The 12974-nt window shown below is 60.5% G+C and carries 13 protein-coding genes and 1 pseudogene; 8 read left to right on the plus strand and 6 right to left on the minus strand.

From position 1 onward, the window contains the following. The 3 genes from FUU19_RS17995 to tcdA all read left to right on the plus strand — a co-directional run. Positions 1-185: hypothetical protein (locus FUU19_RS17995; protein ID WP_230491001.1), on the plus strand; the 185-nt coding region annotated here is incomplete at its 5' end. A 26-nt stretch (positions 186-211) separates the two neighbouring features. Next, on the plus strand, positions 212-1348 hold the full coding sequence (gene mltA, locus FUU19_RS18000) for a murein transglycosylase A (RefSeq protein ID WP_129993593.1): 1137 nt from the start codon (positions 212-214) through the stop codon (positions 1346-1348). Positions 1349-1432: 84 nt separating this feature from the next. Further along, a complete protein-coding gene (gene tcdA / locus FUU19_RS18005; protein WP_230491002.1) occupies positions 1433-2239 on the plus strand; it encodes a tRNA cyclic N6-threonylcarbamoyladenosine(37) synthase TcdA in 807 nt (268 codons plus the stop codon). Here the strand turns inward: tcdA and csdE are convergent. Both csdE and csdA read right to left on the minus strand, forming a co-directional pair. Beyond that, positions 2230-2664 (minus strand): cysteine desulfurase sulfur acceptor subunit CsdE, encoded by a 435-nt coding sequence (csdE, locus tag FUU19_RS18010; RefSeq protein ID WP_230491003.1) that lies wholly within the window; start codon positions 2662-2664, stop codon positions 2230-2232. The two genes, tcdA and csdE, sit on opposite strands and share 10 nt — an antisense overlap. Positions 2665-2683: 19 nt before the next feature. Continuing rightward, complete coding sequence (gene csdA, locus FUU19_RS18015) at positions 2684-3889, minus strand: cysteine desulfurase CsdA (RefSeq protein ID WP_141966951.1); 1206 nt, start codon at positions 3887-3889, stop codon at positions 2684-2686. 196 nt (positions 3890-4085) lie between these two features. Here csdA and FUU19_RS18020 point away from each other — a divergent pair, with 196 nt between their 5' ends. The 4 genes from FUU19_RS18020 (at position 4086) to rlmM (ending at position 7157) form a co-directional block, all read left to right on the plus strand. Then, positions 4086-4310, plus strand: coding sequence for a YgdI/YgdR family lipoprotein (locus FUU19_RS18020; protein ID WP_025304050.1), 225 nt, complete (start codon positions 4086-4088; stop codon positions 4308-4310). A gap of 386 nt (positions 4311-4696) precedes the next feature. Continuing rightward, entirely contained in the window at positions 4697-5614 is a 918-nt protein-coding gene (locus FUU19_RS18025) for a transcriptional regulator GcvA (RefSeq protein WP_025304049.1), read from the plus strand. A 51-nt stretch (positions 5615-5665) separates the two neighbouring features. Next, entirely contained in the window at positions 5666-6061 is a 396-nt protein-coding gene (locus tag FUU19_RS18030; RefSeq protein ID WP_025160235.1) for a DUF423 domain-containing protein, read from the plus strand. Further along, the gene (gene rlmM / locus FUU19_RS18035) at positions 6054-7157 is read left to right on the plus strand and encodes a 23S rRNA (cytidine(2498)-2'-O)-methyltransferase RlmM (RefSeq protein WP_019455735.1); all 1104 of its coding nucleotides are present in this window, start codon (positions 6054-6056) and stop codon (positions 7155-7157) included. Before FUU19_RS18030 ends, rlmM begins: the two co-directional genes overlap by 8 nt. Before the next feature lie 39 nt (positions 7158-7196). Here the strand turns inward: rlmM and xni are convergent, their stop codons facing one another. From xni to queF, 3 genes are all read right to left on the minus strand, one after another. Next, a complete protein-coding gene (gene xni / locus FUU19_RS18040; protein WP_141966955.1) occupies positions 7197-7955 on the minus strand; it encodes a flap endonuclease Xni in 759 nt (252 codons plus the stop codon). A gap of 54 nt (positions 7956-8009) precedes the next feature. Further along, a complete protein-coding gene (gene ppnN, locus FUU19_RS18045) occupies positions 8010-9374 on the minus strand; it encodes a nucleotide 5'-monophosphate nucleosidase PpnN (RefSeq protein ID WP_049206164.1) in 1365 nt (454 codons plus the stop codon). 192 nt (positions 9375-9566) lie between these two features. Further along, complete coding sequence (gene queF, locus FUU19_RS18050; protein WP_230491004.1) at positions 9567-10412, minus strand: NADPH-dependent 7-cyano-7-deazaguanine reductase QueF; 846 nt, start codon at positions 10410-10412, stop codon at positions 9567-9569. Between the two features lie 63 nt (positions 10413-10475). Between queF and syd the strand changes: the two genes are divergently transcribed. Continuing rightward, positions 10476-11024, plus strand: a complete 549-nt coding sequence (syd, locus tag FUU19_RS18055; RefSeq protein ID WP_141966959.1) for a SecY-interacting protein — start codon at positions 10476-10478, stop codon at positions 11022-11024. 609 nt (positions 11025-11633) lie between these two features. Here the strand turns inward: syd and FUU19_RS18060 are convergent. After that, positions 11634-12871, minus strand: a pseudogene (locus tag FUU19_RS18060) (MFS transporter). Between the last annotated feature and the right edge of the window lie 103 nt (positions 12872-12974).

Consider the following 12974-nt stretch of genomic DNA (forward strand, 5'->3'; position numbering starts at 1 on the left):
TGGATGCGCACTATACTCTCCGTGCGTTTTGTTGCAAACCCTTTTTGCATTTTATTGGCCTAAACCCGTTTTTCTGCTGGATTTGCCCGCAATTTGCCTTCTTTTTCATCACCATCCTCCGCGCGGCTTTTTTTATTTGCAGCGATTCCTTTATCAATGAGCGTTTGTTATCGTTCAGCCGGTAGATCATATCAGTTTGAGAGTGTGCGCGATGAAAGGACGTTGGGGCAAATACCTGCTGGGCGGGTTGATGGTGGCGGTGTTGGCGGGATGTTCGTCCAAGCCGACCGATCGGGGTCAGCAATATAAAGACGGACGTCTGGATCAATCGCTGGAGCTGGTCAATCAGCCCAATGCCAAAGGTTCGCCGGTCAACGCCAAGGATTACTCGGATCAGCTGATGGAGATCAAGTACGCGTCGCCTTCGCTGTTTAACCGCAACAACAGCACCTATCAGGCGGTGCAAAGCTGGATGGCGTCCGGCGCCGACACGCGCATGCTGAGCCAGTACGGCCTCAGCGCTTACCAGATGGAAGGCGTCGACAATTATGGTAACGTGCAGTTTACCGGCTACTACACGCCGGTGGTGCAGGCGCGCTATACCCAACAGGGCGAGTTCCGCTATCCGCTGTACCGCATGCCGCCGAAGGGCAGAGGCCGCTTGCCGGATCGCGCGGGCATCTATTCCGGCGCGCTCGACGATCGCTATATCATCGCTTACACCAATTCGCTGATGGACAACTTCATGATGGAAGTCCAGGGCAGTGGCTATGTCGACTACGGCAACGGCCAGCCGCTGGTGTTCTTCGGCTATGGCGGCAAGAACGGTCACGCCTATCGCAGCATCGGCAAGGTGCTGATCGATCGTGGCGAAGTGGCCAAGGCGGACATGTCGATGCAGGCGATCCGTCAGTGGGCGGATACCCACAGCGCTGCAGAGGTGCGTGAGCTGCTGGAACAGAATCCGTCGTTCGTGTTCTTCCGTCCGGAAGCTTTTGCGCCGGTGAAGGGCGCCAGCGCGGTGCCGTTGGTTGCCAAAGCCTCGGTAGCTTCCGATCGTTCGCTGATCCCGGCGGGTACCACGCTGTTGGCCGAAGTACCGCTGCTGGACAACAAGGGTAAATTCACGGGAAAATACGAGATGCGCCTGATGGTCGCGCTCGACGTGGGTGGCGCCATCAAGGGCCAGCATTTTGACATGTATCAGGGCATCGGGCCGGAAGCCGGCCACTCGGCGGGGTACTACAACCACTATGGCCGCGTCTGGGTGTTGAAGAACAACGGCGGCGGTCAGTTGTTCAGCGCCAATCAGTCAACCGGCGGCGGTGCATTGCTGGCCACTCGGTAAACGCATACGGCGTGAAAAGATTGACCCGCAAGGGCCGGATTTTCCGGCCCTTATCATTTGCATTACGAAGGTAATTAAAGCGTTATGAGCACAGCTTATTCGGAAGCCTATCTGCAGCGTTTCGGCGGCACGGCGCGGTTGTACGGCCAGCAGGCGCTGGCGGTGTTCGCGCAGGCGCACGTCTGCGTGATCGGCATCGGCGGCGTGGGTTCCTGGGCGGCTGAGGCGCTGGCGCGCACCGGCATCGGCGCCATCACCCTGATCGACATGGATGATGTTTGCGTCACCAATACCAACCGCCAGATCCACGCGTTGCGCCAGCACGTCGGGCAATCGAAAACCGAGGTGATGGCGGAGCGTATCCTGGCGATCAACCCGGAATGCCGGGTGACCTGCATCGACGATTTTATCACCCCGGACAACGTCGCCGAGCTGCTGGACCATAACTTCAGCTACGTCATCGACGCGATCGACAGCGTGCGGCCGAAGGCGGCGTTGCTGTCATACTGCCGCCGCTTCAAGATCCCGGTGGTGACCACCGGCGGTGCCGGCGGGCAGACTGATCCGACCAAGATCGAAGTGGCCGATCTGGCCAAAACCATCCAGGATCCGCTGGCCGCCAAGCTGCGCGAACGGCTGAAGCACGATTTCAACGTGGTGAAAAACGGCAAGGGCAAGCTGGGTATCGACTGCGTCTTCTCCAGCGAGCCGCTGGTTTACCCACAACCGGACGGTTCGGTGTGCGCTTCGCGCAGCACGGCGGAAGGGCCGAAAAGGATGGATTGCAGCGCGGGATTCGGCGCGGCGACCATGGTCACCGCGACCTTCGGCTTCGTCGCCGTCTCGCACACGCTAAAAAAGATGGTGGCGAAGGCGGCGCGTCAGGCGTAACGGGCGGCGATCGCCTTTACGACGGCGGCCAACGCCGCCAGGCCGCTGGCGCGGGTGGCGCTCAGCTGCGCGCGCAGCGCTAACCGATCGAACAGCGCCAGCGGATCCAATGCGGCGATCTGCTGCGGCGTTTTCCCTTCCACTTCGGTCAGCAGCACCGCCAGCAGGCCGCGCACGATGCGGCCTTCGCTGTCGCCATAGAAGTGCAGCGTGCCGTCTTCCAGCAACTGGTGCCCAAACCAGACGCGGTTTTCACACCCGTTCAACGCCATTTCTTCACTGCGCAAGGCCTCCGGCAGCGGCGGTAGCCGCTTCGCGAGCATAATCAGCTGGCGGTAGCGGTCTTCCCACTGCTTCAGTGCGCTGAAGGTGGCAATCAACGCTTCGGCGGTGATCTCTCGGCCAAAAGGATGGGGGGCGAGCATAGCGTCTCCGGGAGTCAAGTCAGTCGGCCAGCAGATCGAGGGCGTGAGTCAACGCGCTGACCAGCGTATCGACGTCCTGTTGCGTATTGTAGGGGGCGAACGACGCGCGCAGCGTGCCGCTGACGCCTAATGCAGCCATCAGCGGCTGCGCGCAGTGCTGACCGGCGCGCAGCGCAATGCCTTGCTCCGCCAGCAGCGTGACGATGTCGCTGTGGTGTACGCCGGCGATGTCGAATGCCAGCAGGCTGGAACCGGAGCTGCGGAAGCTGCGAAAGCCCGGCAGCTGCGCCAACCGTTGTTCCGCCTGATCAGCCAGTTCGCGGCTGTAGCGCTCCGCCGCCGCCATGTCCTGTTCGCTCAGCCAGGTGACCGCCGCGGCCAACCCCAGCACGCCGGCGATGTTTGGCGTGCCGGCTTCGAAGCAGTGCGGCGGTTTTTGCGGGGTAAAGCCGTCGAACGACGCCTGGGTCAGCATCTTGCCGCCGCCTTGCCACGGCGCCATTTGCGCCAGCAGCTCGGTTTTGCCGTACAGCGCGCCGATGCCGGTCGGGCCATACAGCTTGTGGCCGGAGAAGGCGTAGAAATCGATGTCGAGCCGCTGTACGTCGGCCGGGCCGTGAACCACGCCCTGCGCGCCGTCGATCATCACGCGTGCGCCGGCGGCATGCGCCAGCGCGATCGCCGGCGCCAGATCCGGGCAGCCGCCGGTGACGTTGGACATTTGCCCCAGCGCTAGCAGACGGGTTTTGTCGTTGAGCAGGGCGGGCAGCTGCGTCAAGTCCGGCAACCGATCGGCGCCGATGGGCAGTTTCACCACCCGCGCGCCGGTTTGCTCTGCCACCATCAGCCAGGGGATCAGGTTGGCGTGGTGTTCCGCTTCGCTCACCAGGATTTCATCGCCCGGTTGCAGACGCGGGCGCAGGTAGCTCTGCGCCACCAGGTTGATCGCCTCGGTGGTGCCGCGCGTCCAGATGATGTCGTCGGCCGATGGCGCGTTGATCAGCTGCGCCACCTGGCCGCGTGCCTGCTCGAAGCGGGCAGTCAGATCCTGCGCCGCCCGATGCTGGCTGCGGTGCACGGTGGCGGCGTCATCGCGATAAAATTGCAGCGTGGCGTCGATGACCGCCTGCGGTTTCAACGCGGTGGCGGCGCTGTCCAGATAGATGCCGTCCTGCGCGAGCGCGGGAAACTGTTGGCGAAAAAGGCTGGGGTTAAAAGGCGTCATACCCTGATTGTCACTGGCTTGAGTCGATGGGTGATCCTGTCCTATTTTGCCGCCGGTGACAAGCGCTCCCGCCGATTAGGACTTATCGGCTGGCAAAATTGGGAAAGTTTGTTATGCTATTAAATGTGCGCTAATTAATCGCATCTATACACATAAAAGGTATTTTTCAGCATTTAAAACTACAAAGGAGTCCTCAATGAAGAAAACAGCTGCAGTTCTCTCTGCCCTGATGCTTACGTTCACCCTGGCCGCCTGTTCCAGCAACTACGTGATGCATACCAATGACGGACGCACCATTGTCGCTGACGGCAAGCCTAAAGTGGACAACGATACCGGCATGATCAGCTATAAAGACGCCAACGGCGTCGAGCAGCAGATCAACCGTGCCGATGTGAAAGAGATGGTTGAAAGCAACCAGTAACCGTCAGGCAAAAAAAAAGCACCGCAAGTTTTGCGGTGCTGCATAAAATCACTATGGACAGACAGGGTAAATGTACAGGAAGTGAAAAAACAGTAGCCTAGCTACCATGTCCGGAATCGCCGGACAATTTGCAAACACAACATCACAACCACAAGCCAAAAGTTCATCGGCGTCCTCGACACCCACTCCCTTTTCGTTCCGGCCCGGGAAGTGCCGCCACTATAGGTATTTGCTGGCGCATCCTCAACGGACAAATTATAATGGCTCGGATTAAAAAAACTAATGGCAATACGCCGTTAGCGTTTACCGATGGCTTGCTACACAAAGCCGCCCGATTTTCGGCGCCGAATCATTCGGATTAATGTTACACAAAAGTAGCTAATTTAATGTCTAAACGCTTACCTCCCCTCAATGCACTGCGTGTGTTCGATGCGGCCGCTCGCCACCTGAGTTTTACCAAGGCGGCGGAAGAGCTGTTCGTGACCCAGGCCGCGGTGAGCCACCAGATCAAGTCGCTGGAGGACTTCCTCGGGCTGAAGCTGTTTCGCCGGCGCAACCGCTCGCTGCTGCTGACCGAAGAGGGCCAAAGTTACTACCTTGATATCAAGGAGATCTTCTCTTCGATCAACGAGGCGACGCGCAAGCTGCAGGCGCGCAGCGCCAAGGGGGCATTGACCGTCAGTCTGCCGCCGAGCTTCGCCATTCAGTGGCTGGTGCCGCGCCTGTCCGGCTTTAACTCAGCTTATCCGGGGATCGACGTGCGCATCCAGGCGGTGGACCGCGAGGAGGACAAGCTGGCGGACGACGTCGACGTGGCGATTTTCTACGGCCGCGGCAACTGGCCGGGGCTGCGCGCCGAGCGCCTGTATGCGGAATATCTGCTGCCGGTGTGTTCGCCGAGCCTGCTGACCGGCGATCATCCGCTGAAAACCGCAGAGGATCTGGCTTATCATACGCTGCTGCATGACGTTTCACGCCGCGACTGGCTGGCCTATACGCGCCAGCTGGGGTTGCAGCACATCAACGTGCAGCAGGGGCCGATCTTCAGCCACAGCGCCATGGTGGTGCAGGCGGCGGTGCACGGTCAGGGCGTGGCGCTGGTGAACAACGTGATGGCGCAAACCGAGATTGAAGCCGGTCGCCTGGTGTGCCCGTTCAACGATGTGTTGGTCAGTAAAAACGCTTTTTATCTGGTATGTCATGACAGCCAGGCAGAACTGGGTAAAATAGCCGCCTTCCGGCAGTGGATCCTGGCGCGTGCCGCCAGCGAACAAGAGAAGTTCCGCTTCCGCTACGAACAATAAGGCCGGCCGCCGCCTTGCCGCGGCCGGTGATTTTTAATGGGATAGATCACGATGAGCAGCCGTTCCATGCTGGTTTTCGCCGCTATCAGCGGCTTTGTGTTTGTCGCGTTGGGCGCATTCGGCGCGCATGTGTTAAGCGGTACGCTCGGCGCCAATGAAATGGCCTGGATCCGCACCGGGCTGGAGTATCAGGGGTTCCACACCCTGGCGATCCTGGCGCTGGCGGTCGCGATGCAGCGCCGCGTGAGCCTGTGGTTTTACTGGAGCGGAGCGCTGTTGGCGCTCGGCACCGTGTTGTTCAGCGGCAGCCTCTATTGCCTGGCGCTGTCGCACCTGAAGGTCTGGGTATATATCACGCCGGTTGGCGGCGTGTGCTTCCTGATCGGCTGGATATTGATGTTGATTGGCGCTTTGCGTCTGAGGAAAAAGGCCGAGCGCCATGAATAAGATTGCGTTGTACTGCCGCCCCGGCTTTGAAAAAGAATGTGCGGCAGAGATCACCGACAAAGCCGCCCAGTTGGAGATTTACGGCTTTGCACGGGTAAAAGAGCACAGCGGTTACGTGCTGTTTGAATGCTATCAGCCGGACGATGCCGATCGCCTGGCGCGGGAGATTCCGTTCCGCGAACTGATTTTCGCCCGCCAGATGATCGTGGTGGGTGAGCTGCTGCGCGATCTGCCGCCGGAAGATCGGGTATCGCCGATTGTTGGCATGCTGATCGGCGTGGTTGATCGCGGCGGCGAGCTGCGGGTGGAAGTGCCGGACACCAACGAAAGCAAAGAGCTGATGAAGTTCTGTCGCAAGCTGACGGTGCCGCTGCGCGCCGCGATGCGCGAGCAGAAGGTGCTGATGGCGCGCGAGAACCCGACTCGCCCGGTGGTGCACGTGTTCTTCATCGCGCCGGGCTGCTGCTATGTCGGTTACTCCTACAGCAACAACAACTCGCCGTTCTACATGGGCATTCCGCGTCTGCGCTTCCCGGCCGATGCGCCGAGCCGTTCGACGCTGAAGCTGGAAGAAGCGTTCCACGTGTTCATCCCCGCCGACGAATGGGACGAACGCCTGGCCAGCGGCATGCACGCGGTCGATCTGGGCGCTTGCCCAGGCGGCTGGACCTATCAGCTGGTGAAACGCAGCATGATGGTGCATTCGGTGGATAACGGCCCGATGGCGCCGAGCCTGATGGAAACCGGCCAGGTGACGCACCACCGCGCCGACGGCTTCAAGTTCGAGCCGAACAGCAGCAAGATCTACTGGCTGGTGTGCGACATGGTGGAGAAACCGGCGAAGGTGACCAGCCTGATGATTCAGTGGCTGGTGAAAGGCTGGTGCCGCGAAGCGATCTTTAACCTCAAACTGCCGATGAAAAAGCGCTATGAGGAAGTGTCGCAAAACCTGATGAGCATCCGCGAAGCGCTGGGTGCCGCCGGCATCAGCGTCGAAGTGCATGCCAAGCAGCTGTATCACGACCGCGAAGAGATCACCGTACACGTGCGCCGCATGTGGTCGGCGGTGCCGGGCCGGCGCGACGAGCGCGATTAATCGCGTTAAGCCTGATGAAGGGCGCTGCTTGCAGCGCCCTTATTGTACCGGCAGGCGCAACTGCTGCAGGTTGCCGTCCAGCGACAGATCGGTGCGCAGCGTGGCGACGTGTTTGCTGACGTAGGCCAGCTCGCGGTGCTGCTCCAGCTTGCCGCGCCATTTCTCCGGCACCTGCTCCAGGTGCTGATAGAGCCCGTCCAGGCTGCCCGACTGCTGCAACAGCAGCACGGCGGTCTTCGGCCCGATGCCCGCCACGCCGGGGATCTTGCTGCTACCGATCCCCGCCAGCCCCCAATAGTCCGGCAGTTGCTGCGGCTGCACGCCGAATTCCTGTTGCACGAAAGGCATATCCAGCCAGCGTTTCTGGAAGTAATCGCGGATCTGCACGTTCGGCGCCAGCAGCTGGCAGTAGCCTTTGTCGGTGGATACGATGGTCACCTGGTGTCCGCCGCCGGCGACCTTCGCCGCCAGCGTGGCCGCCAGATCGTCCGCCTCGTTGCCGGGCGAATGCCAGCTGGCGACGCCCAGTTCGGCGAAGGCCTCACGCAGCTGCGGCATCTCCTGCTGCAGGTTTTCCGGCATTGGCGAACGCCCGGCCTTATAGTCCGGCAGAATTTGGTGGCGCCAGCTGTCGCTGCGATCGTCCTCGTCGAATACCGCTACCGCGTGGGTCGGACGGCTGTGCTGGATCAGCTGCTGCAGCGCGTGGCGGCAGGCGTTGACGCAAGGGGAGCCCTGCACGGCGTGAATGCGGCGGATGAGGTTCAGGGCGTCGACAATCAGTAGGTGTATCATCATGGGCAATAAGGTCAGAAAAAACAGGGCGGCTGTTACGCCGCCCGGGATTGAGGGTCAGGCGACGATTTCGTAGCAGGGCACATAGGCGCTGCCCGGCAGTTTCATGCGGTGCTGGGCGACAAAGCCCTGCAACAGGCTGTCCATCTGTTTCATCATTTGCGGTTCGCCGTGCAGCTTGTACGGGCCGAACTGCTCGATGGCGTGGATGCCATTTTCCTTCACGTTGCCGGCCACGATGCCGGAGAACGCGCGGCGCAGCGCGGCGGCCAATTGCTCCGGCGGCTGGTTCGGATAGAGGTTGAGGTTCGCCATGTTCTCGTGGGTCGGCTCGAACGGCAGCTGCAGATCCGGTGCGATGCGGATCGACCAGTTGAAGCTGTAGGCATCGCCGGTGTTGCGGCGGTTTTCCTTCACCAGCGGCATGGCTTTCTTCATCTGCCGCGCCACTTCCGCCGGATCGTCGATGATGATGGTGTAGTGACGGCGCGCCGCGTCGCCCAGCGTGTTCATGATGAACTCGTCCAGCACGCGGAAGTAGTCGGCGCTCTCTTTCGGCCCGGTCAGGATCAGCGGCAGCACCTGTTCGCTGTTCTCCGGATTCATCAGGATACCCAGCAGGTACAGCAGCTCTTCGGCGGTGCCGACGCCGCCAGGGAAGATGATGATGCCATGCGCGATGCGCACGAACGCTTCCAGACGTTTTTCGATATCCGGCATGATCACCAGCTCGTTCACCAGCGGGTTAGGCGGCTCGGCGGCGATGATCGACGGCTCGGTCATGCCGATGAAGCGGCTGTTGTGGTAACGCTGTTGCGCGTGACCGACCGCTGCGCCTTTCATCGGCGCTTCCATGGCACCCGGCCCGCAGCCGGTGCAGATGTTCAACTCGCGCAGGCCCAGCTGGCTGCCGACCTTGCGCGCGTACAGGTATTCGTTCTCGTTGATCGAGTGGCCGCCCCAGCACACCACCATGTTGGGATCTTCATCCAGGTGCAGCGTGCGCGCATTGCGCAGGATCGAAAACACCAGGTTGGTAATGTGGGCCGAGTTTTCCAGGTTCAGGTGCTGGAAACGGCCGGCGCTGGCGATTTGGCCGTGCACGAACAGGATGTCGCGCAACACGGCGAACAGGTTGGCCTGCAGCGAACGGATGATGCGCCCGTCGACGAACGCCTCTTCCGGCGGGTTGACCAGCTCCAGCTTCACCCCGCGCTCGCGGCGCAGCACATTGATGTCGAAGGTTTCATAGCGCGACAGCAGCTGTTTGCTGTTGTCGGTTTGGCTGCCGGAGTTCAACACGGCCAGCGAACAGTTGCGGAACAGGCGGTACAGGTCGCTGCTGGCGGTGCGCTTCAGCATGTCTACTTCCAGCTGCGACAATAAATCCATAGAGCCAAGCGGGCTGATGTGTGTAATCAAGGTAACTCCTTTGCACCCGGTGCGGGGCGGTAGTAATCCATACGCAGCAAAACAGCATCTCGTTATGGTTGGCGTGCTGCGGCGAAGCGGGCGCGCTGCCCGGCCGCAGCCTCGTTTTAACCTTACCGCCGTCCCTGTGCTTTTACCAACACAAACCGCTCGTTAGCTCAGTTGTTGAGCAATGTTTCGCACTTATTGGCGTGCCAGGCGGCCGTGCTCGGGAGCGAACGCGACGTTGCTGCGCCACGGGTTGATATCCAGTCCGCCGCGGCGGGTATAGCGGGCATAGACCGTCAGGCTTTGCGGCCGGCAATAGCGCATCAGATCGTTGAAGATGCGCTCGACGCACTGCTCGTGGAATTCGTTGTGGTGGCGGAAGGAAACCAGATAGCGCAGCAGCGCTTCGCGATCGATCTTGCCGCCGCGGTAGCTTATCTGCACCGAGCCCCAGTCCGGTTGATGGGTGATCAGGCAGTTGGACTTCAGCAGGTGGCTGACCAATTGCTCTTCCACTACCTCTTCACCGGCGGCGTTCAGCAGGTAGTCGGCGTTGAACTCATAACTGTCGATGCGGATATCCTGCTGGTCGATGCAGCCGCCAACCAGGCGGGCGATCGGCGTGCCTTCCAGCTGCTCGACGCTGAACAGGGTGACGCTGACCTCGCCCTGGGCGCAGGCGGACAGATCGCGTTGCAGGGTGCTGCGCACCGTTTCCCAATCGGCGAACGGGGTTTGGTTGAAGCTGTTGAGATACAGCTTGAAGCTTTTCGATTCGATCAGGTTCAGGCTGTCGGCGTTGAGGCTGATTTCACCGACTGCCACCTGCGGCAAGCCGTTGGCGTTCAGCCAGGAGAGCTCGTACAGCGTCCAGATGTCCGCGCCGTGGAAGGGCAGGTTGTCGGGATACAGGCCCAGAGGCTCGCGGTTCATGCTGCGCGGCACCGCCTGCAGCAGCGTGGCGTCGTAGCGATCGCGGTAGGCGGTGGGTTTGCCCAGCGTCAGCCCCGACAGGGCCTGGTGGTCTTGATATGAGGACATCTGCTGTCACCTCGGTCAGAGATAGGTACAATGGCCGTCAGTTTAACGTATGCGAGAAAGAATATGGACCATGATGTATCGCACGCTCTGCGTGAATTCACTCAACGCTATGTCGAGTTGTGGCAGCAAGAGCGCGGCCACGCGCCGGCCAGCCAGGCGCTGTACGGCGTGCCGTCGCCCTGCATCGTGGAGAACCGCGAGGACGAAGTGCTGTGGTTGCCGCAGCCTTTCGAACCTGCGGCGACGCTGGAAAAGGTAGAGACCGCGCTGGAGCTGCGTTTGCAGCCGGATGCGCATCGCTTCTACACGCAGCAATACGCCGGCGACATGAGCGCGCAGTTCGGCGAGCATCGCCTGAGCCTGCTGCAGGTCTGGAGCGAAGAGGATTTTATCCGCCTGCAGGAGAACCTGATCGGCCATCTGGTGACGCAAAAGCGCCTCAAATTGTCGCCGACCCTCTTCCTGGCGACCACCGAATCCGAGATGACGATGGTGTCGCTGTGCAACGTCAGCGGCAACGTGGTACTGGAGCAGTTCGGCAGCGATAAGCGCACCTTGTTGGCGGCGACGCTGGGGAATTTCCTCGATGCGCTGCGTCCGGTGTTGGACTGAATCGCGACGGATTCGCCGTCGCCCGTGTGAGAGATCTCTCACACGGGCTGTGAGATATCGCTCTTAATTTTTCCCACCTTTTTCCAGGCTATGAGATTATTGTTATCCAGATCAATTGGTTAGAATTTCTTTAGGATAACTCTTAGGCTTAATTTAGTGTGAGACACCTCCCAAACCCTTGTGATTCCGGGGAATTTAAGCGATCTTATCGTTACCGGAACGGAACCGGCGGAGCAGGAAAGCATCAGGATGATGCAGCTTCAGGAAGAAGAAAGGGATGCGCTCAGGCAAGAGCGAAGGATGGCGTCAGGAGATGCCCAGGATGTTTCAGGATAGAAACCAGGGACACCTCCAGGACGGAGATTGAGAGCCGGCACAGGACTGTCGGCGGGTCAGGAAGGCTGAGGAACCGCGTCAGGACGATGCTGCAGGATGATGCAAGGACCACTTGGTCAGGATGGCCGCAGGAAAAGTTTTCAAGGATTGAGCAGGGAGCATGCTGTGTAGCGGGATAGCTATAAAACGAACCGGGGGCACTGTTAACGCAGTGCCCCCAACTTTTTGTTTGATCCCGCTGCGCGTGCGCCCCGCCTTAATCCCTCTTCAGCGTTAACCAATCGCGCCCAGCGTATCGCCAGCGCCCTGTTTTTTCGGCAGCAGGAACAGCGTGGCGTAGATATCCAACAGGTAGATCGCCGCCAACAGGCTGATCGCGGCGGTAAATGACACCTGCGTCACCAGCGCACCGATCACCAATGGCCCCAGGCCGCCGACGCCGCGCCCCAAATTGAACAGAATGTTTTGCGCGGTGGCGCGCGCCTGTACCGGGTAGGTATCGGAAATCAATGCGCCGTAGCCGCCGATCATGCCGTTGACGAACATGCCCATCACGGCGCCGGCGAACAGCATCAGCATCGGATCGCTCAACTGGGCGTAACCGATCACCATCACTACCGCGCCTATCTGATAAAGCACGAAAATCTTCCAGCGGGCGAAGCGATCGGCCAGCACGCCAAACAGCCAGATGCCGAACGTCATGCCGACCACTGTCACCGCCGTCCACAGGCCGGACTTGGTGAGTGAGAAGCCGAAGTTTTTCGCCAGGTAAGTCGGCATCCAGATCATCAGCCCGTAGTAACCGAAGTTCTGCACTGAACAGAGAATGAAGATGCCGATGCTGGCCTTGCTGGTGGCGCGATCCTTAAACAGCAGGCGTAAACGCTGCAGGAAGGAGAGCGGTTGCCCGGCCTCTTTCTGCCGCACGAATGCTTCCGGCTCACTCAGGGTACGGCGGATCAGGAATGACGCCAGCGCCGGCAGTAGGCCGACCAAAAACATGCCGCGCCAGCCGATATGCTCCAGCAGCAACGGCGTCAGGAAGGCGGCAGCCAGCACGCCCAATTGCCAGCCCATGCCGACGTAAGCCGAAGCGCGGTGCGCTTCTCCGCCGGCCAGGCTTCCGCGATCAGCGCCATGCCGATGCCGAATTCGCCGCCCAGCCCGATGCCCGCCAGGGTGCGATAGGCCAGCAGATCCCAATACCCTTGCGCCACGGCACACAGGCCGGTGAACAGGGAAAACATCAGAATGGTGATGGTCAGCACCCGGATACGGCCGAAGCGATCGCTGAGGTGGCCGAAGATCACGCCGCCCAGCACCGCGCCGATCAGCGTCCAGGTGACCAGTGAACCGGCGGCCGATGAGGTTAATCCTAATTCGATGCTGATGGCCGGCAGCATAAAGCCGAGGATCAGCAGGTCAAACCCGTCCATGGCATACCCGGTGACCGAAGCCAGCATGGCTTTACCGGGCGTCGCGTGGTTTTTTTTCTCTGTTATTACGGACATGAATCTTTATCTGTGTGGGGAACTCGGTGGGCCTATTGTGCCGCGCGGTGGCGAACGCCACCAGATAAAAACGGCGGGCTGTCTCAGGCGCGCCGAATTTGGG

The sequence above is a fragment of the Serratia montpellierensis genome, from assembly GCF_020858655.1.
Lineage (GTDB): Bacteria > Pseudomonadota > Gammaproteobacteria > Enterobacterales > Enterobacteriaceae > Serratia > Serratia montpellierensis.

What these genes read in the sequence shown, in the direction of transcription:
- mltA (WP_129993593.1), top strand. Translation starts at nt 212, where the DNA reads ATGAAAGGACGTTGGGGCAAATACCTGCTGGGCGGGTTGATGGTGGCG.
- tcdA (WP_230491002.1), top strand. Translation starts at nt 1,433, where the DNA reads ATGAGCACAGCTTATTCGGAAGCCTATCTGCAGCGTTTCGGCGGCACG.
- csdE (WP_230491003.1), bottom strand. Translation starts at nt 2,664, where the DNA reads ATGCTCGCCCCCCATCCTTTTGGCCGAGAGATCACCGCCGAAGCGTTG.
- csdA (WP_141966951.1), bottom strand. Translation starts at nt 3,889, where the DNA reads ATGACGCCTTTTAACCCCAGCCTTTTTCGCCAACAGTTTCCCGCGCTC.
- FUU19_RS18020 (WP_025304050.1), top strand. Translation starts at nt 4,086, where the DNA reads ATGAAGAAAACAGCTGCAGTTCTCTCTGCCCTGATGCTTACGTTCACC.
- FUU19_RS18025 (WP_025304049.1), top strand. Translation starts at nt 4,697, where the DNA reads ATGTCTAAACGCTTACCTCCCCTCAATGCACTGCGTGTGTTCGATGCG.
- FUU19_RS18030 (WP_025160235.1), top strand. Translation starts at nt 5,666, where the DNA reads ATGAGCAGCCGTTCCATGCTGGTTTTCGCCGCTATCAGCGGCTTTGTG.
- rlmM (WP_019455735.1), top strand. Translation starts at nt 6,054, where the DNA reads ATGAATAAGATTGCGTTGTACTGCCGCCCCGGCTTTGAAAAAGAATGT.
- xni (WP_141966955.1), bottom strand. Translation starts at nt 7,955, where the DNA reads ATGATGATACACCTACTGATTGTCGACGCCCTGAACCTCATCCGCCGC.
- queF (WP_230491004.1), bottom strand. Translation starts at nt 10,412, where the DNA reads ATGTCCTCATATCAAGACCACCAGGCCCTGTCGGGGCTGACGCTGGGC.
- syd (WP_141966959.1), top strand. Translation starts at nt 10,476, where the DNA reads ATGGACCATGATGTATCGCACGCTCTGCGTGAATTCACTCAACGCTAT.